Genomic DNA, 21,795 nt, shown 5'->3' on the forward strand with positions numbered 1-21,795 from the left:
CCGCCATGTTATCCCGAACACGCGATACCCTCCTCTTCCGCCTCAGCCGCCTGGCCATCGCTACCCCCTTGCTCCTGGCGCTGCGTAACATGACCAGCCGCTGGGTGCGCACGCTGCTGACGATGGCCGGCATCATCGTCGGCGTCGCTGCCATGGTCGCCGTCAACGTTACCAACGGCAGCACGATCCACTCCATCAACCAGTTCTTTGACGAAGCCGCCGGACGGAGCGACTTGCTCGTGGAAGCGGACACCCCCGGCGGTTTTGACGAGTCGTTGGTCAACGTGGCGCGGCGCGTTCCCGGCGTCACCGCTCTGGCGCCCGCCTACATAGGCGTGACCATTCTGGCCGATGAGGCGCGCGACTGGCAGGTGCAGTTTGGCGGCGGCGGCCAGATCGCCCCCGGCAGCCAGTTTTGGCTCATGGGCGTCGATCCCGAATTGGACCCCCTGGTGCATGATTACACGCTCAGCACCGGGCGTCTCTTGCAGGCGCGAGAGACGGGCTACCGCGTGGTCTTGGTGGACACATACGCGGAGGACAAAGGGATTGAGGTGGGCGAAGACCTGGCGCTGGCGACGCCCGACGGCGTGGCGCGGCTGCGCGTGGTCGGCCTGATCGCCAAAGAGGGCATTGGCGTGACCAATGCGGGCGTGATTGGCTTCACGCCGCTGCCGGTGGCGCAGGAGTTGTTCGCTGCCGGGGGAACGTTGACGCAGTTGGAGATTGTGGCGGACGAGGCCATTGCCGGCAACAGCGATACGCTAGAAACGTTGCGACAGACGCTGACCGACCGCCTCGGCAGCGATGTAAAAGTCAAATACCCTGCCTCGCGCGGGCAGTTAGTCGCCAACAGCCTGCAAAACTACCGCCTCGGCCTGGGCTTCTTCAGCGTCGTCAGTCTGTTTGTGGGTAGCTTCCTCATTTACAACGCCTTTGCCATGACTATCGTGGAACGCACGCGGGAGATTGGCATGATGCGGGCCATTGGCACGACACAGGGGCAGGTGGTGGCCTTGGTGATGGCGGAAGCTGTCATTCTGGGGCTGCTCGGCTCGCTGGTGGGGGTCGTGGTGGGGCTGCTGCTGGCGCGTGGGCTGATCGTGTTCATGGCGGCTTTCACGCGGCAGGCGTTGGAGGTGGTCGCGGCGCAGCCGGGCGAACTGCTGCAAGCGATGGCCACGGGTGTGATGGTGACGTTGGCGGCGGCGTTTGTGCCGGCATTTCAAGCTGCCCGTATCTCCCCCCTGCAAGCCCTGCGCGTGCAGGGCAACATAGACGAATCCCGCTGGCTACAGATGGGTCTCAAATTCGGTCCCCTCACCGTCGTCGCCACGCTCCTCATCCTCTACCGCGTCCCCTTCCGCCCCGAAGTCGCCTATCCCCTGGGCAGCAACGCCATCTTCTTCCTTTTGCTCGGCGCTACCCTCTGCATCCCCATCGTCGCCGGCCTGCTGGAGCGCCTGTTTCGCCCCCTCATTGTCCTCCTCTTTGGCAACGAAGGGCGATTGGGTAGCAGCAACATCAATCGCGCGCGTGGGCGCACCACCCTCACCGTCGCCGCCCTCATGGTGGGCATCAGCATGGTCGTGGGCATCAGCGGCCTGACGCAGAGCTTCGAGGCCGACCTGCGCAACTGGGTGGAGACCGCCGTGGGGGGCGACCTGTACGTGCGTTCTCCATTGGACATGCGCCCGGACCTGGAAGGGCGGCTGTTGGCCGTGGACGGCGTGGCTGCCGTTACCAAAGCCGCGTATGTCTCCGCCCGTTTCATCCCACCAACGGGCGCGGGCAGGGACGGGGACGAGTACACGATTTTCGCGGCGATTGATCCGGAAACGTATTTGCGCGTTGCCGGCATTCAAATCGAACAAGGACCGCCCGCCGCCGAAGCGATCCAACAACTCGCTGCCGGTGACGCCCTCCTCCTCAGCGCCACGTTGGCCGAGCAGTACGACCTGGAGGTGGGCGATACCCTGACGCTGGAGACCAGAAGAGGTCAGCACGCCTTCCGCATTGCCGGCATCATCGTAGACTTCACCGGCGCGGAAACACCCGTCGTCACCGGCTCCTGGGGGGATTTGCGCCGCTATTTTGGCGTCAACACCGTAGACCGCTTCACCCTCACCCTGTCCCCCGACGCCGACCCGGACATCGTCGCTGAACGCATCAAGAACCAGGTCGGGCGCGGTGACAATCTCGCCGTGGAGAGCCAGGCCGAATTCCAGGAAAAAGTCCTCAGTGTTAGCCAGCAGGCGTTTGCTCTCTTTGACGTCCTTGGTTTGATCGGCCTGGTCGTGGCCGGATTGGGTGTGATCAACACCATGCTTATGAACGTGCTGGAGCGCACGCGCGAGTTGGGCAGCCTGCGCAGCCTGGGTATGACCCAACCGCAGGTGCGGCGCATGGTGCTGGCGGAAGCGATGGCGATTGGCCTCATCGGGGCTGTGTTTGGCGTCGCGTTTGGCGTCGTTCTCGTCGGCGTCTTTATCACCGGGCTGCGCGAATTAGGCGGCTTTGCCCTCACCGCGCAGACGCCCACACGCGCCATGATCACGTCGTTCTTTATCGCCCTGGCCGTGGCCCTCGTCGCCGCCTGGTATCCCGCCGTGCGCGCGGGTCGCGTGAACATCATCGCCGCTATCAAAAACGAGTAGAAACGATTCACCATCATCTTCCCGGAAGCTGTTACTATGCAAATTGGTTCTGAAATGGCGCTTCCGGGAAGGTTTCTTGAACATGTCCATCATCTTCCCGGAAGCTGCTACGATGCAAAATGGTTCTGAAATGGCGCTTCCGGGAACGTCTCTTGAACGTGGCCACCGCAACCTGCCGGCTTCTGCCCACACCCGCGCGTATCTGGTATGGAAATCGGGCAGGCCGGCGTGAGCGGTTACAACGAAACAACGGGAGAAATTGCATGAATTGGAAACGCGCCATCATCACCCTGACCTTGCTGGTTCTGCTGGTCGCCGGCGGCTACTGGGCTTATCTGCGCTATCTGGCCCCGCGGCCGCAGGCGGAAACGCCGCCGCCTGACGTGAATACGCTGTCGGTGGACACGGGCGTGGATGTGGTATCGGCGGAGGCGCGCCTGGAGCCGCTGCGCTGGGTGGAGTTGGGCATCTTGACGCCGGGACGGGTGGAAGCGGTCCTGGTGAGCGAGGGTGATGTGGTGGCGGCGGGCGCGCCGCTGCTGCGCCTGGAGGCGGCGGACCTGGAGGCGGCGCTGGCGCAGGCGGAGGCGGCTGTGAGCCAGGCTCGGGCGGGCGTGGCGGCGGCGGAGGCGCAGGTGAGCGCGGCGGAGGCGGGCGTGGTGGCCGCGCGGGCGGCGATTGATGTGGCGGAGGCGCAGTTGGCGCTGGCACAGGCGGACCCGTTGCCGGAGGAGGTGGCGGCGATGCAAGGGAATGTGGATGTGGCGGATGCCGGCATTTCCCAGGCCCTCGCCAATCGTGATGTAGCCCTTACCGCCGCCACCAACGCCCAGATCGAAAACGCCCAGGCCCAGTTAGCCGCGGCTCAGGCGGACGCCCGCGTCGTACAGGATCAGTACGACGAACTTATTCGCAACAATGTGGGCGGCACCTTGGAGGAACAGACGCGCTTTGCCCTCAACGCGGCGCAGGTGCGGGTGGCCGCGGCGCAGGCAGCTCTGGACGATCTGCGTGCCGGCGCGACCGCGGCGCAGCGGCAGGCGGCCGGCGCGACGGTCTCTGTCGCCACGGCGCAGCGAGACGCGGCGCAGGCGCAGCTTGATTTGCTCCTGGCCGGGCCACGCCCACAGCAGGTGGATGTGGCCCAGGCGCAGGTGAATCAGGCGGATGTGGGATTGGCGCAGGCGGAGGCGGCGTTGGCGCAGGCGCAAGCGGGGGTTTCTCAGGCGCAGGCGGCACTGGCGCAGGCGCAGGCGGGGCGGGATGCGGCGCGGGCAGCGTTGCAAAAGATGGTGTTGGTGGCGCCGTTTGCCGGCACAATCGCCCAAATCAACGCCGAAACCGGTGAAACGCTCACGCCGGGTCTGCCGGTGATCAACCTGGCCGATTTCGGCGGCTGGTTGGTGAAAACGACTGACTTGACGGAGGGGGATGTGGTGGCCGTGGCCGTGGGGGACGTGGTTGAATTGCGCCTGGAGGCGATCCCGGACGAGCGGCTGGTGGGGACGGTGACGGAGATTGCCGTCGTGTCCACGCTCTCCCGTGGCGATATTACATACGAAGTGACGATTGCCGTGGCGGAACCTGATGCCCTGCCCTTGCGCTGGGGGATGACGGTGTACGCGGATATCCAGGTGAAGTGAGAGAGAATGCCGATCCCCGCTCCATACGTGAGTGCCGATCCCTTGTGACAAAGGGGAGACGGGAGCAGTCTTGGAGACTGCTCCCGTCCAGGTTGCTCCAGTTTAGGCTATCGGAGTAGCTCCTCAAGCGTCACGCCTTCAGGGAGAGGTATGTCAGCACGGCCGAGATCGCGCGTGGGTGCGCCGCTGAGCGCGCCCGGATGCAGTCCGCCGAACCACAAGCCTTTGCGTCCCGTGAAGTCCTGGCAGATGTTGATGCCGGCAACGTGCCCAAGCCCACGATATAGTCCAATGTCAAACGACGTGCATTGAGAGCCGGGATCGTGCTGCAACCAGAACGCATCGTGCTCCACCAGGTAGCCCCACAATCCGCCTCCACCATTGGAATCCGTGAATGAGCCATCGTTGTACAGGTTGTAATCACCCTGGCTGCTGCTACCATCGTTGAGGAAGATCAGGTAATCCATGATATAAAGCGGCTGTTCCTCCGGCTGGCAGTTCGGGTAGGTGAAGGAGCCGATGTACGTGCCCCACTTGCCGGCGGAGGGGATGTTCTTGGAGTACTCGCCCAGGTACCAGAAAGTGGTGCCGTCGGGGTCGATGGTCATGCCGGTGTAGTCGCCCCAGCGACGCGGCGGGGAGTCGAAGGCGGTGTAGGGGACCTCGCCCGCTTTCAGTTCCGCTTCCGGTTGCAGCGTGCCCATGGGGTCGCCACTTTCGCGCCCGGTGTACCAGATGCTGGGGTACATGCTGGTGCTGGACTTGGTGTAGCCAATGGCCATGTCGCCGCATTGGTTGACGGCCAGGTCGGGGAAGATGCGGTATGCGCCGTTGCTGCCGTAAATGGCGGTCTGCACGAGGGTGGGGGTGGGGGTGGTGAGGTCCACTTCCGTCCAGCGGACGCAGTCCACGGTGCCGCCACCGGGGTTGCAACTGACGCTGTCGGTGATCCAGCCGGAGCCGTTGCGATACTCAAACTGGCGCATGCGCCAGTCGTTGGCGGTGATGGCCTGTCCACCCATTTGGGGGACGTCCACGGGATAGCCGCCGGCGCCGATGTTCAGGGTGGCGACCACGGTGGGGACGCCGCCGCTGAGGGGGTTGGGCCATTCCCAAATCCAGATGGTTTGGCCGTCGTAGTAGTCGGTGACGATGTAGTGGGTGTCGTCGGTGGGCCAGGTTCCCTGGGCGTAGCCGTGGAGGGTGAGGACCTGGGGTGTGCTACCATCGTAGCCGGTGCTGAAGGTGATGGGGGTCATGGGATTGCCGGCATACATCGCCGCCTTATCCAACGCCCAAACACGCCCTTCAAAGCCCTGGGGCACGCCGCCCTCGAACTGGTTGGAGCCGACGAAGATGGCGTTGTTGCCCACGCCGGTGTGCGGGTAGTCATGGAACGCGCCCATGATGTTTGCCGGCACGGCGTAGATGTACCACGCGCCGGTGGGGTCGCCGGTGGCGCTGACGGCGGCGCAGTAGTTGACGCCGTTGGCGTCGATGCCGATGACGAAGCGGTCCGCTTCTTCGTCATAGACGGCGGAGGGGTCGAACGTGCCGCCGCAACTGGGGTTGGCGCTGAAGAAGCTGTCCGTGGTCACGGGGCCATAGACGCTGTTGCCGGACTTGTCATAGATTTCCAGGGACAGGTTGACCACGGCGATGAGGTGGTTGGGACCGGCGGCCATTTCCGGGTCGGGGGGCACGACGCCGCCGCCGCCACAGCAATTGACGTAGTCGATGCTGTCGAAGCCAAGCAGGGGCGTGGGGCCGAAGCCTTCCTGGGCGATTTGCACGCTGTTGTTGGGCGCCATCTTCATGGCTTCCGCTTGCAGCCGGGCCGCGGCCGCCTCGCTGACGCGGGACTCGTTTTCGATGTCAATCTCGCCGCGCAGCCAGCGCTCATACTGGTTGTTCTCGACGTAGACGCCGATGGGCACGTCCAGCATGTTCACGGTGACGGGGGAGATGGGATCGTACTTTTCGGGTTGGGGGGGGTATTGGCTGATGTCGCGGTCGGCGTCGGGAGCCAGTTCGCGCAGCGCTTCCTGCCGCGCGACGGTTTCCTGCCCGGGACGAACCGCGTTGAAAATGGCAAAGATACCCAGCGCCAAAAGCAGCAAGGGTACGGCTATTCGGACGGCTTTTCTAGGTGTCATGTCTTCCTCCAACGATATGGGATGACGATGGAATCAACCAGGGAATGTCACTACTTAGCCCGTTGCTTGAATCGATCGAAGGCAACGTGGCCTTCGGCAAGCTCAGTTTTCGACAAGCTCAGTCTTCGAGAGGGTTAGTCGTTTCCATGGAACTACATCGCCAACTTGAGATTTGGGTATTTTGACTACGATGTAATACGGCGATCCGCCAAAGGAGCCGTGCAATGTGTAGGCGGAGACTGGCAACCGGTCGCATGGATAATTATGTGGCACGGATCCCAGCGCGCTTTTATTCTAACCAGTAAGGTGATCCGCGCCAATAGCCTATTGCGGCGATTTAGCAATGGGTGTGTTTCATTTTAGTTGACTGTTGCTTGCTGTAGGACAATTCGCTGAATTGTCCTCCGCCGTGAAGGGACAATTTAGGCAAATTGTCCTACGGCGCGGGCAGCCTGAGCAACCCATTTGAAACACACCCTTTAGGAAATCCCATTTTGGTGGCTGTCCGCTCATCAAAATGATTCCGCGCCGTCCCGCCCCTACGTCAAGATGGCTGCGTGGTGATTGGCGCGGAAAAGAAAAACGAGCAGCCCCAGGCGGCTGCTCGTTTTTGTTGATAGGAGGTGAGCGCCGAATGGCTCAGCGTCGCCGCGTGGTTTACTTGAACAATTCCTGGTTGACCATTGGCCAATCTCCTTCAGGAGCCAGCAGGATGTTTGCGGTCCAGACGCCGCGCGCGCCGGAGCCATCGGTGCAGGCGCGATAGCCGCCGACAACGCCGCCACCCTGGAAAGCCCCCACGGAGTAGGCGTTGCAGTTGGAGCCGTCGGTGTAGAGGAAGCGGATGCGGGCCGGATTCTGGTGGAAGCCCCACAGGCCGTTGTTGCCGGCATTGTCCATGAAGGTGCCGTCGTCATAGAATGAGAACGTCCCTGTGCCATTGTCGCCATTATTCATGGCATACTGGTAGGACATCTGCGCCAACAGGTTCGGGCCAGAGCAATTCGGGTAGGTGAAGGAGCCGATGTACGTGCCCCACTTGCCGGTGGAGGGGATGTTTTTGGAGTACTCGCCCAGGTACCAGAAAGTGGTGCCGTCGGGGTCAATGGTCATGCCGGTGTAGTCGCCCCAGCGACGCGGAGGGGAGTCGAAGGCGGTGTAGGCGATTTCGCCCGCTTTCAGTTGCGCTTCCGGTTGCAGCGTGCCCATGGGGTCGCCACTTTCGCGCCCGGTGTACCAGATGCTGGGGTACATGCTGGTGCTGGACTTGGTGTAGCCAATGGCCATGTCGCCGCACTGGTTGACGGCCAGGTCGGGGAAGATGCGATATTCGCCGTTGCTGCCGTACATGGCGGTCTGCACGAGGGTGGGGGTGGGGGTGGTGAGGTCTACTTCCGTCCAGCGGACGCAGTCCACGGTGCCGCCACCGGGGTTGCAGCTCACGCTGTCGGTGATCCAGCCGGAGCCGTTGCGATACTCAAACTGGCGCATGCGCCAGTCGTTGGCGGTGATGGCCTGTCCACCCATTTGGGGGACGTCCACGGGATAGCCGCCGGCGCCGATGTTCAGGGTGGCGACGACGGTGGGCGTGCCGCCGCTGAGGGGGTTGGGCCATTCCCAAATCCAGATGGTTTGGCCGTCGTAGTAGTCGGTGACGATGTAGTGGGTGTCGTCGGTGGGCCAGGTTCCCTGGGCGTAGCCGTGGAGGGTGAGGACCTGGGGCGTGCCGCCATCGTAGCCGGTGCTGAAGGTGATGGGGGTCATGGGATTGCCGGCATACATCGCCGCCTTATCCAACGCCCAAATACGTCCTTCAAAGCCCTGGGGCACGCCGCCGCCGAACTGGTTGGAGCCGACGAAGATGGCGTTGTTGCCCACGCCGGTGTGCGGGTAGTCATGGAACGCGCCCATGATGTTTGCCGGCACGGCGTAGATGTACCACGCGCCGGTGGGGTCGCCGGTGGCGCTGACGGCGGCGCAGTAGTTGACGCCGTTGGCGTCGATGCCGATGACGAAGCGGTCCGCCTCTTCGTCGTAGACGGCGGAGGGGTCGAACGTGCCACCGCAGCCGGGGTTGGCGCTGAAGAAGCTGTCCGTGGTCACGGGGCCATAGACGCTGTTGCCGGACTTGTCATAGATTTCCAGGGACAGGTTGACCACGGCGATGAGGTGGTTGGGACCGGCGGCCATTTCCGGGTCAGGGGGCACAACGCCGCCGCCGCCGCAGCAATTGGCGTAGTCGATGCTGTCGAAGCCAAGCAGGGGCGTGGGACCGAAGCCTTCCTGGGCGATTTGCACGCTGTTGTTGGGCGCCATCTTCATGGCTTCCGCCTGTAGCCGGGCCGCGGCCGCCTCGCTGACGCGGGACTCGTTTTCGATGTCAATCTCGCCGCGCAGCCAGCGCTCATACTGGTTGTTCTCGACGTAGACGCCGATGGGCACATCCAGCATGTTCACGGCGACGGGGGAGATGGGATCGTACTTTTCGGGTTGGGGGGGGTATTGGCTGATGTCGCGGTCGGCGTCGGGAGCCAGTTCGCGCAGCGCTTCTTGCCGCGCGACGGTTTCCTGCCCGGGACGAACCGCGTTGAGGATGAACAAGGCGCCGGCCACCAGCAACAGCAGGGGCAGGCCAATACGGGCAATTTTCTTAAACGACATCTAATTTTCTCCGATTTGGGGGAAATAACGTGGGTTCATTGGTGCCGCGTTGGGGGGTTTGCACGTCGCAGAACCCGGAGACATGAAAATAGGGCGTGAGGGGAACCATCGGGGAGGGGAGCGTCAACTTTGCCTGGGGAGCGGACGGATAATTCCAACCGTGAACGCCACAACATGATCTGTATTCTAAGTCGCTCTTTGGCGACGCGCAACAAAACCAGGTTATGCCGCTGCCGACCGCGCGTGGGCAATGGGCGTGCGCAATGTGCCGATGTTTTCGATTTCTACCTCCACGAGGTCGCCCGGTTGCAAGAATTCAGGCGGCGTGCGCGCGAAGCCGACGCCGCTGGGCGTGCCGGTGGCGATGATGTCGCCGGGCAGGAGGGTCATACCGCGTGAGAGGGTGGCGATGATGTGGGGGATGTCGAAGATCATCTGGCCGGTGTTCCCTTTTTGCTTTACCTGGCCGTTGACGCGGCATTCGATGTGAAGATGATGGGGGTCGGGCAGGGCGGCGGCGGTGACGATCCAGGGGCCAAGCGGGCAGGCGCCGTCCAGGCTTTTGCCTTTGAAGTATTGCTGGTGCTGGCGTTGCAGGTCGCGGGCGCTGAGGTCGTTGAGGCAGGTGTAGCCGAAGACGTGGGACATGGCCTGCGCGGGGGGGATGTTTTTGCCGCCGCGACCGATGATCACGGCCAGTTCCGCTTCCCAATCGATCTGCGTGGAGACCTGGGGATCGATGATGAAGGGGGTGTCCGGGTGGTTGATGGTGGTGGTGGCTTTGGTGAAGATGACGGGAAATGCCGGCACATGATCCCCCTGTCCCCACGCTGCCGCCGACTCACGCGCGTGCTCCGCGTAGTTGCGTCCCAGGCAGAAGATGTTGCGGCGCGGAAACGGCAGTGGGGCCAGCAGGCGGACCTCATGCAGTGGGCGCGCGCCCTCTTCTTGGGCCACCCATGCGGCAGCCTGCGCCATGCCCGCCGCGCCCGCCGCGATCAACGCATTCATGTCCGGCGCAATGGGGGCCAGATCAACCACGCCATCCGCCGCCGTGAGCGCGCCGATGCTGACGCGCCCGGCCCATTCATACGTCACAAGTCGCATACCGCCCTCCTGGGATTCGTGCAGAATTGGCTGGCTCTCCGGGAACTTGTGGCGTCATGTCCAAAACATAGGGCGGAGTGGAGACTGTCGTCGGAACCGTTCCGGCTGAAGCCTCCACTCCCCCCGAGACCCTAAAGAGTCAGTTAACTTTGTCGGAACCGTTCCGGCTGAAGCCTCCACTCCCCCCGAGACCCTAAAGAGTCAGTTAACTTTGGACTATCCAACAAGCAAAACCCTTCCAACGCATCCGTCATTTCCAATCTTAGATGCGGATGCGTCCCTACCGTCGGCCCACGATGCGGCCAATGCCGCGCCCGACCCAGATTTCCTCGCGGAACGTCTTGTTGCTGGCCGAGGCGACAAAATAGGTGACGCCCTGCACGGTGGGGCGCTGCTGCAATTCGTGCCAAAAATCAAGGTATTGCCGCCCTTTGATGTGCGTGGCCGTGCCCGCCTTGTTGTTGCTGGCTTCCGTCACCCAGATGGGCTTGAAGCGGAAGCGGCTGATGTAGTCGTCCAGCATGGTCAGCGTCTGGGACATGGGGAAGACGTTAGACCAGTACAGGTGGATGCCCAGGCCATCGGCGGCTTCGACGGCGGCGCGGCTGGCTTCCACAAACTGGATATGGTCTTGCTTCAAGTTGGTGACGGCACTGCCGGGGGAGAGGCCGGGATAGATGAAGCGGCGTCCGGGCAGGGCCAGGCGATATTTGCGTAGCAGTTCCAGCCACCATTGGGCGAAACTGGCGCCATCCTGCCATGCGCCGCCCAGACCTTCGGGCGTCAGGTTGGGTTCGTTGTGCAGTTCGATGACGACTTCTTTGCCGGCCAGATTGTCCAGGGCGCGGCGCGTGTCGCCGAGGGTGTCGTTGAGGAACTGGTCAGGGGAGATGGTGCGCCCGCCGAAGTCGAGGAAGGCGCGCACGATCCAGGTGGCGTCGGGGTGGGCCTGCGCCAGGCGGGCGATGCTGCTGCCGCTGTGGGCGGAAAGCACTTTGATGATGCCGGGGCGCATGGCGGTGAACTCGGCAAACTCGTTTTCGTGGAGGTCGCCCGGATCGGCACTGGCGTGCAGGCCTATGCGCGCCTGGCCGAGTGCCGGGGGATCGGGGTCAATGTCCACGGATGTGTCGGGGGGGCGGGTGGTGTCCGTGAGCAGCGGCGGGTGCTGGGGATCGAAGGGGGGTAGCAGGACCTGGTCGTCTACGCGCACGGGGGTGTATTCGCCTTGAGGCGGTCCGGTGATGATCATGCTGGCCGTGGCGGGGACGAGTCCGATGTTGGCGGCGTTGCGGCGGGGGGCGTTGCGGAGGTTGATGCCGTAGATGCCGGCAATTCCCCGGTTCCCCTCAATTGTCATAAACGCCGTGGCTGCCCAGCCCGGTGTGGTGTCCCGCACCGGCTGCGGCGGTGGGGGCGGTGGGGGCGCATCCGCGGGGAATGGTTGTGGCTGCTCAATTGCCGGCAGCGGACTGAGCAAATTGAGTACCTCCTCCTGCCGCACGACCACCGGCGTGTAAATCCCCTTCGTCAGACCTGCCAGCGTCACCGTGGCATTCCCCTTCACCAATCCCAACTTCTGGCTATTCTGGTCCGGGCGCTGGCGCAGGTTGAGGCCGAAGCGATGCGCCAACGCCTGGCGGCTGTTGCCGAAGGGCGTGAGGAATTCCGTAGCGACCCATCCCAGCAGTGCGCCTGCCGGCGGCGTCACGGGCTGCCCGGCAGGCACTTCTACCGGCGCGGCGGGCAGGTTCACGTCTCCCATGAAGTCGTCGCGCCGCACACGCACGGGCCGGTACTCTCCCTGGGCGCCGCCGAGGATGGTGACGGTGCTGCCGCCCTGGACGAGGCCGATGTTGGCGGCGGCGCGGTCGGGGGCCTGGCGCAGGTTGATGCCAAACTGCCCCACCACGGCCTGGCTGCCGCTCACGGTGAGGTAGCTGGCGAAGCCCCAGCCATCTACGGTAGCCACGGTTGGCGGCGGTGGGGGGGCGGGGGGCGGGGGCGGTGAGGTGATGCCGAGGACGGCCTGGGGGACGTTGACGGGAGTGTATTGGCCACGGTTGTCGCCGGTGATGATCAGGATTGTGCCGGCAGGAACCAGGCCCAACATTGGCGCACTCACACTCGGCTGGCCGCGCAAATTGATGCCGCCGGCAGTCACCTGCGCCAGATTATTGACGATCACCAGGCCATCCGTGTAGGCCCATCCCGCGCGGTAGGGGCCGGCCGGTTCCTGGAAGCCGATCAAGGGTAGCAGGAAGGGTGTGGGATCGATAATGTTGAAGGGCCAGTTGAGATATTGCGCGCCCGCCTGTTTTAAGGTGAGGTGCAGGTGGGAGCCAAAGCTGTTGCCCGTGTCGTTTGCCCGCCCCAGCACATCCCCCGCGCGCACTTCCTGCCCCAGGCTGACGAGCGCCTGTTGCAGGTGGGCGTAGGTGGTGAAATAGCCTTCGGCGTGGTCCACGACGACGTGGATGCCGTAGTTGTGGTCGCCGGGGTTGGTATGCACGCGGCTGACTTTGCCCGCGGCCACGGCGAAGATGCGGCTGCCCGTGGGGGCCATGATGTCCAGCCCCTCGTGGCCGGGCAGGCCAAACTGGGCGTAGTTCCGCGGATTGGCCCCGAAATACTGGTTAATGCTGCGATACTCCGTCGGCCATGCCTCAAAGCGAAATGCACACATGGGAACCGTCCTTTCTCAGTAATCGCTCAAAAACAACTTAGTGATTTGCAGACAGGTTCAATCTGTGAGATTGAACCTGTCTCCGTGAGGTTAATTCCGAAGGGTTACTTAGTGTTGAAATGCTCACCTCAGTATAAAACTGGTGTTGTTGGCGCGCAACCTTTCCCAAACCGGCTGCCGGATAAGTGTGTTGTGTGTTGAGGAGTCGCCCGTGTAAATCTGGAGAAGTGCTGCTCTTGATCGGTGGATTTAGCCTCGGCGGAACACCCGCTTTAGCCGCGTTCCGCGTTGGCTGCAAGTCCTTTAGTCAATTATTTGCCAGACGGCACACAATGTTTTACAATGTTTCATCAAAAGAAAGTGGAGGAAACATTGTAAATATGGAAGGCGGAACAAGATACATTACGATAAAAGACGCAGCAGATATGCTAGACGTAACACCAGCTACATTACGCAATTGGGACCGATCTGGCAAGCTGAAAGCTCTGCGCGATCCGCAAAACGGCTATCGGATCTATGATGTCAACAGTATTTCCGCGGTGTTGCGGAAAAAGGGGAGCGCGTATGAAGTTCCAGTACGTGATCCTCATTTTATCCAGTATTCTCAGCCAGCCTTGTTTCCAACAGATCAATTGATTGAGGATGACGGTACTGATGTTCGCTCTTTGCGTCTCCTTGTTAAACGATTAAGTCGTGCTTTTCGGGATTCAATGGGCGGTGGAATACTAGAGCGGTTTGAGGAGATTTCCAAAGTTATCTGGTGTAAATACTTTGATGAAACCCAAGCTGCGGCGTCTCCTTCCTATGGCTATCAATTTTATGTAGCCAGAACAGACTCAAATGACGAAGCCTACGCAAGGATAGCCAACTTGTATCAACAAGCAACCGAACAGAATCCAGCTTTGTTTTCAAACGGTTTGCGTCGTCTAAGTGATGACAAGGTAGCAATTGTAAAGTGTGTCGAGTTACTTCAGGATGTGCGATTACTGGACATTCCCTCGGACGTGAAAGGTATCATTTATGAGGAGCTGGTCCGCAACACGTTTGAGAAAGATGAACATCAACAATTTTTCACGCCACGCATTATTGTCGAATTTCTCGTAGCACTTGCAAATCCCCTTTATGGTTCGATCATCTGTGATCCTGCTTGCGGAAGCGGCGGATTTCTAATTGCGATCTTGACGTCTTTGCAAAGGCAGGCGGTTACGGCGGGGTGCGAACTACTAGGTTTTGAAATTGACAGGCGAATGGCCTGGATTGCCAAGCTCAACCTGCTGATGCACGGCGGTTCGGACGGAGGCGTACATTATTTGGGTAACGGCGGTTCGCTTTCATTTTCAAATGAGGTGAACGACATCGTTGAGCCAGATTCGATAGACTTAATTATCACAAATCCACCTTTTGGCAGTTCATACGCTGCGGCAAGTGATCTAACCCATTTCACACTAGGGAAAAACAAATCGTCTCGGAGGCGAGGCATTCTATTTGTTGAACGGTCCATTCGGTGGCTCAAGCCGGGCGGACGTTTAGCCGTTATTCTGGATGACAGTGTTCTCAATGGAAAGTCTAATGATGATGTTCGCACCTTTATCTTGCAGCACACGATAGTTGAAGCCGTGATTAGCCTGCCTGATGTGGCATTTATGCCTTATGCAACGGCCAAGACGTCCATTCTGCTCTTGCGCAAGAAAAGATCGCAGGAGGAAGAACAAACAAACATTTTTATGGCGGAAGTCAATCATATTGGAAAAAAGGCAAATGGCGACCCGCTTTACAGTCAAACTAGAGACTCGAATGGGAAGTTGATGTTGCTAAACGATTTACCAGATGTGCTAGAAGATTGGCAGCTATTCAAGATTGGTCGATTAGACCCTGTTTCTTCATCCCACAGTTTCGCGTGCAAACCCGATCTATTCCGAACTTCTGGTAAGCAAGGGATTCGACTCGATGTTCCGTTCCATCACCCTTCACGGAAATCGGCTGAAGAGATCTTGGGACGCTCAATTTATCCAACTCCTAAACTGGCTGAACTTGTCGTGTTACGAACAAACCAGACAATCCCGGCACAACAAGACCCTGATGAAATGTGGAATTATATTGGTTTAGCCAACATCCAGGCCGGCACAGGTGAATACTACGTATCGCAGGTAATCGGCGGCAAGATTAAGAGCAACGTTCGCCAGTTTCAACAAGGTGACATTTTGTTTTCACGCCTGCGTCCGGAATTGAGGAAGAGCGTCTTGATCACGGAAGAGGACGAGGGGTATGCTTCATCTGAGTGTCTTGTTCTAAGAACGCTCGCTTCAGCGTTACAGGACACCGATTTACAATCAAAAGTGCGAAAACTATCTCATAGCCCCATTTCGGAAGTAGAAGCTGAATATATTAGCTTCATGCTGCGTAGCGATTTGGTCTTTGGACAGCTCGTTTATCAAATTACGGGTGTAGGACGGCCAAGAGTGAGCAAAGCCGCTGTTCTCGGTGTGCGAATCCCCCTTCCACCTCTATCTATACAAAAGGAGATTGTTTCGGCTGCCAAGATGGCAAGACAGCATTATGAAGAATGTCGTCGGCGTAGTGAATTAGCCGTTCAAGAGGGCGAGCAGGCCTTGCGCTCCGCATACATTTTTGCTACTGAAAAACTATGTCCCCGCTAATTCAGGATTAGAATCGGTTGCGTGGCGATTTTTCGTCGATCAATGCGAGAAATTCGAGAAACCGCTTGACACTGTCTGATAGATCATTTGCATCTCTGCGAGAGTTGTGGATCAGCCGCCAGAACTTGCCATAGTTGCCGGGATCGGGAACGTACTCTTGTTTTCTGGGACTGAATACCAACACTTGTTCACCCTCAATCTTACCTCCAGTGATTTCAAGACGTCTGTCTCGCTCGTTGGCTAGATCTCCGGCGGGTAATACGATACTCGCAAAGATGTGCGGATACTCACCAATAATATCGCCTGAAACTTCATGATGTAGTGCAACCCACTGCCAACCAATGATGAGGAGTAGGTCTCGATCGGCATCTATCCAGGCCGTCGGTGTACCAAACCGCGCAGCTTGTTCGTCTGATTCGGCATCAACGGCTTTCATCTCTATGCGGAGAAGGGAAGTTAGCGTATCTTCACGTAGATAAAAGTCTGGATACTCGTGCGAAGTGGCAAACGTTAACAAGAATCGCTTTCCATATCTCTCTGACAGAATGGTGTGTATCTCCGTGCTGAGCGCGTATTCAAGCATCGTGCCAATTCTGGTTCGATAACTTGATAACTGACGACGGTCTGTTGGCAATGGCTCAACATCTCTTGGCTGTTTACTCAATCGCTTTGGGCTAAATCCATCGTTTATTCGAGAGACAGCGTCCGCTAACAAATCGGTCAAGTAGCTTGCAATTGCCATAATGTCCGGTGGGTATTCGGCTAATAGCTGATCAAGGCTATTCATGAAAGCGTATTCCTTTACTTGATGCCGGCATTACGATCCCCCCACAATCCCCCTGCGTTCACGAAGTTGCTGTTGGAGGGCGCGGGGCAGGGGGGGGGCCGGCACTGGACGGCCCATTGATGATGATAATTTTCCCCGGCTCAGGCGACTCCACGCCTTTCCGCATGATGAAATCTTCCTTATAACCTGAATCTCGCTTCGATGGACTCAATCCGGCCATCATCGGCAGGTCTTGCAGGAGAGCGAGAGGCTGCGCATGATGGTCAGCCATCAGCCTTTTCCGCCCAGGTGGCAATATAGGTCGGGCTGAATTTGTTTAGTGGCGTGGCCTCGTCATCCCAATAATCTTCGTACAAATCGCGCAGGATGAAACCGGCGGCGATTTGCCCGCCAATTTGCGCTTCCAGCGAATGGCTGAACTCCAGAGGACGCCCACTCTCCGCCAGAGCCGCCCGCCCGTCATCCGACAGGCTTTCTGGCTCCCGATACGGCAACGGAAACGTGACGACCAAATCCTCAGCCGTTTTTGCCGCGTCGTGGTCAAAGAGAAAGAAACCTGGATTCATGAAACCGGCGAGCAAGCGTCCGCCTGGCTGCAACACGCGGTAGCACGCGCGCCATACCGGTTTTACGTCGGGAACGAAGACGTTGGAGACGGGGTGAAAGATCAGGTCAAACGCGTTGGCCGCAAATGCGGACAGGTCGGCCATATCGCCCCGCAGGCAGCGAATGTTGAGGCCATCACGCGCGGCCACAAACTGGTCCTTTGCCAACTGCTCATCGGAAAGATCGTAGCTCACGACCTGCGCGCCCGCCGCCGCCAGCACGGGGGCCTGCTGCCCCCCGCCGGACGCCAGACAGAGGACGCGCTTGCCTTGCAGGTCGCCAAACCAGTGCCGGGGAACGGGGCGATTAGGCGTCAGAATCACCTCCCACCGTCCCGCCAGAGCCTCTTTTATGACTTCGGCGTCTACGGGACGCGCCCACGGGCTGCCTCCCCTGGATTCCCGATTCCACGCCTCTCGATTGTGCTGAAGGATGTTCATGATGTTCTGTTATCCTTCCGCCGCGCTTTAGACACCCATCCTGGCCCCGATTCCGTTCTTTGCCCCAGAAACATGCTTAATTGCGCCGCATGTTCCTGGACGTGCCGCATGTTGTAGAGCAACAATTCGGCAACGCTCATGTCCGGCCAATCTGATCTGACCTGTTGCGGGACGAATGGGTCTGTTAACGTTTCCAGCCGGGTCTGGCACTTGTCGCGCCCGTATTCCAGATAGGTTTGTAGTTCAAGTTTTGTAAACACCCGTTCCGGGAGCAAATCTGGCTCGAACTCGGAAAGCGTGAAAGGCGCGGGCGGCGCAAACCCTTCAGCGGCGTCAGACAAATAAAAGTCAAGCCAGAAGAGGGTATGGTAGCCAATGTACCAGAATTCGGCGAACTGCGGCGGGGATGTGTCGTAGAGGCGCGCTTGCCAGAGGTTGTCCGGGCAGGCGCGCAGGGCATTGTCCAGCATGTCAATGGCGGCCCCAAACTGTCGCCATATGCTTGTTTTCCAGGTCATTTCTATCATCAGTCATCCTTCGAGAATAATCTTCCCGGAAGCTTCGTCACGGATGATGGCCCTGGAGAGCAGCTTCCGGGAAGATGAGGCTGAATGGTTACGGTTCGTTCAGGTCCGTTTCATGACGACCATGGTCACGTCGTCGAACTGGGGCGTGCCGCCGGCGTGGTCGGTGATTCCCTGCGTGATGGCCTCGATAATGCCGGCAGCATCTCTCTCCCGCGCCCCCTTCACCGCCAAACATAGCCGCTCCGTTCCATACTCATCATAATCTTCATTCATCGCCTCCGTCACCCCATCTGTATAAAACACAACCACATCTCCCGGCGAGAGGCGCGTCTGTTTTTCCTTGATCTTCACCTCTTCCAACACGCCCAACGCCATCCCGGTGGGACTTAGCAGCATTTCTCGCCCGTCCTTCCGCAGCCACAAGGGCGGATTGTGCCCCGCATTGGCGTAGGTTAATGTTTCCGTGGGCGGATCCCAGACCGCATAAAAGACCGTCACAAACAGGTCCGTCTGCGTGTCATTAAACAGAAGCTCGTTGACCCGCTCCAGCGTTTCCGCCGGACTGACGCGATTGTGCGAAACCGCGCGCAAAATTGTGCGGCTCACGGCCATGAACAAGGCTGCCGGCATGCCCTTGTCCGCCACATCGGCAACGACGATGCCCCAACGCCCGTTGTTCAGGCGCATAAAGTCGTAGAAGTCGCCGCTGACATCCCGCGCCGCCTGCCAGTAGCTGGCAATCTGGCAGCCAGGGATCTCCGGGCTGCCGGGCGGGATAAGGCTGGCCTGGATGGCGTGAGCCACGCGCAGTTCTTGCGCCAGTTTGTCCCGCTCCGCCGCCTCCCGATAGAGCTGATCGTTGACCACGGCAATGGATGCTTGATGGGCAATGCCGGCAAGAATGCTCAAGCGACGTCCCGAAAGAGCGCGATGACCGGAGATGTAGCCATTGAGTGGCGGACCGACGACCAATGCCCCCACGAGGCGGTTACGCGCGTGCAGCGGGAACGCGGCAGCCGTTGATGACTTCAGAGCCGTTTGTAGCCACGGTGGCAGCGAGAGCGTGTAGTACGTAGCGGAGGGGCCGAATAGTCCTGACTCTTTGGCTTCCAGGGGGGCTATTTCCTTGCTGGGAATCTCGAAGGTCTCCAGCAGACCACGCGCCATGTCGCTCAGGCCGTGACTGGGACCGGCGTGGAACGCGGATTTTTCTTCGTCCCACACAAGCACGATGCAGGATTCCACACCAATGAGCATGGGCACGAAGCGAACAATCGTGGAGAGAATATCCTGCAAATCAATCAAGCTGTTGACGGCTTCCGCTACTTGCAGCAGCGCCGTGTTCACCCATGCTTCTTCCTGCTGCGCGATGCTCAATTGCGCGTTATCGATGGCCTGGGCCACCTGATTGCTAAAGTTCTGTAGCAGTTCCTGCGCGGCGCTGCGCCCTGGAGGCGGTTTGACGATCATCACGCCGCGCATCTCCGCTTTGGCCAGTAAGGGATAGAGCGTGAGCGGCGCGCACGCGGCCTGCCAGGGTGGGGCTTGCTCCGTCGTCAGCGATTCCATGCCCACGTGGACGGCATCGAGCGGGGGCCAATCGCCAACGGATAGCCGCATCTCCGCAAAGCGGGTGTGCGCTTCCGGATGGTCGGCATAAATGCGTCCCGGCGTGTAGGTCGCGTCGTCGCTGTCCCACAAGAGAATGGCGCACATGTCCACGCCCACGAGTAAGGTCGTCAGGCGCGTGATGCTGTCCAGCAGGTCGTCCAGGTCCTCACTGCGGCTGATGGCTTCCGCCATTTGCAATTGCGCCGTAGTCAGCCAGGCCTGTTCGCGCTGGCGGTTAAACTGGCGCGCTTTGTGGATGGCGATGGCGACCTGGGCTGCCAATGCTTCCAGCACGGTTTGCTCCTGGCCGGAAAAGGCGTTAAGGGTGGGGCTGTGTACGTCCAGCACGCCCAGAACTTCTTTGTCCACGATGAGGGGGATGACGATTTCGGAGTGCGTATAGGCGGCGATGGGGTCAATGTCCGGCAGCCCCAGTTGGGCGATATATCGGCCATCTTCCTGCACGTCGCGGGCGTTGATGGTGCGGCGCATTTGAATGGCGCTGCCGATCAATCCCTCCCCTTCGCGGAGGCAAATGTCACCGGAAACGAGGCTGTTGGCGCTGCTGGCTTCGATGACGATTTCCCCCGTGCTTCCGTTGAGGCCAAATATGTTGACGGGATGGAAGCCAAACTGCCGGTGGGTGAGGAGAACGACACGCTGGAAGATTTCGTCCAGGTCCTGCACGGCGTTGACTTGCCGCGCGATCTGGCCGACGAGTTCCAGTTGGGCGGCGCGGGTGCGTTCGCGCTGGTAGAGGTCGGCGTTGGCGATGGCGCTGGCGGCCTGGTTGGCAATGATGCCCAGGCGCTGCAAATCGCTCTGGTGGTAACGGTTAGGGGCGCTGCTTTGCGAGGCGAGGACGCCGATGACGGTTTCGCCGCTGATCATGGGGATGAAGAGGGCGGAGCGGGGGGGATGATCGCTGACGTAGAGGGGGCGTGCCGGCAATTCATCCATCTCTTTGGCGAAGTCGGAGATCAAGAGCGGCTCGCGCGCCTGCCGCACCCAGCCCACCAGTCCCCCATTGGACCCCAAATCGAACGTGCGCGGGATCTGTTTCTGGCCTTCAATATACCAGATTTTGATGGCATACTGGTTGTCCTGAAACAGCCCTACCTGAAAGGTGCGGTTTTCTATGACCTTCCCGGCCTCGTGGTAAATCAACTCACAGAGGGCTTCTACGTCCAGTTCCGCGGCGACGATGGCGCTGCTGGCTTCCCGCAACGCTTCCAGTTGGCTGACACGCTGCATCAACTGCTGCCGAGAGCGGTAGCGCCAGTAAAGGACAATGGCGCTGGCAACGAGGCTGCCCAACAGCAAAGCAAATGAAATAGACGGCCACGTCAGGCCGCCCGTTTGTGCTTCTATAGAGAACAACATGCCCTCATTCGCTCGTCGTTAGTCGGCGTTAGCTGATGCGACCCCTGGCAGGTGCGCGGCACATTTACGGTTTCTCCTCCCAGGCTATCGTGGCCTTTTCCAACGTGGGGAAGATTTGAAATACTTTGTCGAAGCCGACCATCTCGAAGATTTCCCGCACGTGCTCGTTGAGGCCGCATAGGACCAGGTTTCCCCCTTGCTGGCGGGCCATGCGCCAGGCTGTGACCAGGGTGCGCAGGCCGCCGCTGTTGATGTAGCTCGTTTGCGACAGGTCAACGACAAGGCGGCTGCGCTGCTGGTCCAGCAGGTCACGCAAGACGTTTTCCAACGCCATGCTTTGCTCTTGCGCCAGGCGGCCTTGCACGCCGACGACCCAGGTATCTTGCGCGGATGCTTGCTGCCAGATGGTCATGCTTATTCCTGGGGCGGTGGGGTTGGTTTTGCCGGCAATCGCCGTACCATCGTCACCGTATTTCCATTCTCATCAAAGCGGAAGCTGACGTTGTCCATCACCTGACGCATAATGTGTAGTCCCAGGCCGCCAATCTGAATCTGTTCCATCATATCTGGGGCAAAAGGGATGTTTGGTTCAGGAACTGCATTCGGATCAAATGGCTCCCCCTTATCTTTCAGCGTGATCACAAAATTTTCGGGGCCAATTTCCCAACTGACGTGAATCTCGCCATTTCCATCCCCATCGTAAGCATGTTCAATGATGTTTGTACACGCCTCGTCGCAGGCGAGATTCACCTGAAAGGCGGCATCCGCATCGAAACCTGCTTCAGTGGCTCCTTCGAGAACAAAATCGCAGATGTCGCCGATGCGTTCGTAACGTCCGGGGAAGGTGGTGCTGCGTTTGCGACTCATCGCTTAA

13 protein-coding genes are annotated in these 21,795 nt (G+C 59.9%); 3 read left to right on the forward strand and 10 right to left on the reverse strand.

Translation table 11 applies throughout. The features are described from left to right. The first annotated feature begins 5 nt into the window (after positions 1–5). Together H6650_08310 and H6650_08315 are read left to right on the forward strand one after the other, a co-directional pair. The gene (locus H6650_08310; protein ID MCB8952001.1) at positions 6–2,657 is read left to right on the forward strand and encodes an ABC transporter permease; all 2,652 of its coding nucleotides are present in this window, start codon (positions 6–8) and stop codon (positions 2,655–2,657) included. A 263-nt stretch (positions 2,658–2,920) separates the two neighbouring features. Next, a complete protein-coding gene (locus tag H6650_08315) occupies positions 2,921–4,300 on the forward strand; it encodes an HlyD family efflux transporter periplasmic adaptor subunit (GenBank protein ID MCB8952002.1) in 1,380 nt (459 codons plus the stop codon). Positions 4,301–4,407: 107 nt separating this feature from the next. On the opposite strand, the gene H6650_08320 is transcribed toward H6650_08315, so the two are convergent. From H6650_08320 to H6650_08335, 4 genes are all read right to left on the reverse strand, one after another. After that, positions 4,408–6,456, reverse strand: a complete 2,049-nt coding sequence (locus H6650_08320; protein ID MCB8952003.1) for a hypothetical protein — start codon at positions 6,454–6,456, stop codon at positions 4,408–4,410. A gap of 657 nt (positions 6,457–7,113) precedes the next feature. Continuing rightward, complete coding sequence (locus tag H6650_08325) at positions 7,114–9,117, reverse strand: hypothetical protein (GenBank protein ID MCB8952004.1); 2,004 nt, start codon at positions 9,115–9,117, stop codon at positions 7,114–7,116. A 222-nt stretch (positions 9,118–9,339) separates the two neighbouring features. Continuing rightward, positions 9,340–10,224 carry a fumarylacetoacetate hydrolase family protein gene (locus H6650_08330; GenBank protein MCB8952005.1) on the reverse strand — a complete coding sequence of 295 codons (885 nt, stop codon included), beginning with the start codon at positions 10,222–10,224 and terminating at the stop codon, positions 9,340–9,342. Positions 10,225–10,504: 280 nt separating this feature from the next. Further along, complete coding sequence (locus H6650_08335) at positions 10,505–12,910, reverse strand: peptidoglycan DD-metalloendopeptidase family protein (GenBank protein MCB8952006.1); 2,406 nt, start codon at positions 12,908–12,910, stop codon at positions 10,505–10,507. A 227-nt stretch (positions 12,911–13,137) separates the two neighbouring features. Here H6650_08335 and H6650_08340 point away from each other — a divergent pair, with 227 nt between their 5' ends. Continuing rightward, positions 13,138–15,567, forward strand: coding sequence for an N-6 DNA methylase (locus H6650_08340; protein ID MCB8952007.1), 2,430 nt, complete (start codon positions 13,138–13,140; stop codon positions 15,565–15,567). Positions 15,568–15,574: 7 nt separating this feature from the next. Here H6650_08340 and H6650_08345 read toward each other — a convergent pair whose 3' ends face one another. The 6 genes from H6650_08345 to H6650_08370 form a co-directional block, all read right to left on the reverse strand. Beyond that, positions 15,575–16,354 (reverse strand): hypothetical protein, encoded by a 780-nt coding sequence (locus H6650_08345; protein MCB8952008.1) that lies wholly within the window; start codon positions 16,352–16,354, stop codon positions 15,575–15,577. 263 nt (positions 16,355–16,617) lie between these two features. Continuing rightward, positions 16,618–17,400: a class I SAM-dependent methyltransferase gene (locus tag H6650_08350; GenBank protein MCB8952009.1), complete on the reverse strand. Its 783-nt coding sequence runs from the start codon at positions 17,398–17,400 to the stop codon at positions 16,618–16,620. Continuing rightward, positions 17,397–17,918 carry a DinB family protein gene (locus H6650_08355; GenBank protein ID MCB8952010.1) on the reverse strand — a complete coding sequence of 174 codons (522 nt, stop codon included), beginning with the start codon at positions 17,916–17,918 and terminating at the stop codon, positions 17,397–17,399. The genes H6650_08350 and H6650_08355 overlap by 4 nt, the downstream gene beginning before the upstream one ends. Positions 17,919–18,026: 108 nt before the next feature. Continuing rightward, the gene (locus H6650_08360; GenBank protein ID MCB8952011.1) at positions 18,027–20,921 is read right to left on the reverse strand and encodes a SpoIIE family protein phosphatase; all 2,895 of its coding nucleotides are present in this window, start codon (positions 20,919–20,921) and stop codon (positions 18,027–18,029) included. 64 nt (positions 20,922–20,985) lie between these two features. Continuing rightward, the gene (locus tag H6650_08365; protein ID MCB8952012.1) at positions 20,986–21,333 is read right to left on the reverse strand and encodes an STAS domain-containing protein; all 348 of its coding nucleotides are present in this window, start codon (positions 21,331–21,333) and stop codon (positions 20,986–20,988) included. A 2-nt stretch (positions 21,334–21,335) separates the two neighbouring features. After that, positions 21,336–21,788 carry an ATP-binding protein gene (locus H6650_08370; protein ID MCB8952013.1) on the reverse strand — a complete coding sequence of 151 codons (453 nt, stop codon included), beginning with the start codon at positions 21,786–21,788 and terminating at the stop codon, positions 21,336–21,338. Positions 21,789–21,795: the final 7 nt, after the last annotated feature.

The sequence above is a fragment of the Ardenticatenales bacterium genome (genome assembly GCA_020634515.1).
Lineage (GTDB): Bacteria > Chloroflexota > Anaerolineae > Promineifilales > Promineifilaceae > JAGVTM01.

Coding starts and splice junctions, on each gene's coding strand:
- H6650_08310 (MCB8952001.1), top strand. CDS start 6: ATGTTATCCCGAACACGCGATACCCTCCTCTTCCGCCTCAGCCGCCTG.
- H6650_08315 (MCB8952002.1), top strand. CDS start 2,921: ATGAATTGGAAACGCGCCATCATCACCCTGACCTTGCTGGTTCTGCTG.
- H6650_08320 (MCB8952003.1), bottom strand. CDS start 6,456: ATGACACCTAGAAAAGCCGTCCGAATAGCCGTACCCTTGCTGCTTTTG.
- H6650_08325 (MCB8952004.1), bottom strand. CDS start 9,117: ATGTCGTTTAAGAAAATTGCCCGTATTGGCCTGCCCCTGCTGTTGCTG.
- H6650_08330 (MCB8952005.1), bottom strand. CDS start 10,224: ATGCGACTTGTGACGTATGAATGGGCCGGGCGCGTCAGCATCGGCGCG.
- H6650_08335 (MCB8952006.1), bottom strand. CDS start 12,910: ATGTGTGCATTTCGCTTTGAGGCATGGCCGACGGAGTATCGCAGCATT.
- H6650_08345 (MCB8952008.1), bottom strand. CDS start 16,354: ATGAATAGCCTTGATCAGCTATTAGCCGAATACCCACCGGACATTATG.
- H6650_08350 (MCB8952009.1), bottom strand. CDS start 17,400: ATGAACATCCTTCAGCACAATCGAGAGGCGTGGAATCGGGAATCCAGG.
- H6650_08355 (MCB8952010.1), bottom strand. CDS start 17,918: ATGACCTGGAAAACAAGCATATGGCGACAGTTTGGGGCCGCCATTGAC.
- H6650_08360 (MCB8952011.1), bottom strand. CDS start 20,921: ATGTTGTTCTCTATAGAAGCACAAACGGGCGGCCTGACGTGGCCGTCT.
- H6650_08365 (MCB8952012.1), bottom strand. CDS start 21,333: ATGACCATCTGGCAGCAAGCATCCGCGCAAGATACCTGGGTCGTCGGC.
- H6650_08370 (MCB8952013.1), bottom strand. CDS start 21,788: ATGAGTCGCAAACGCAGCACCACCTTCCCCGGACGTTACGAACGCATC.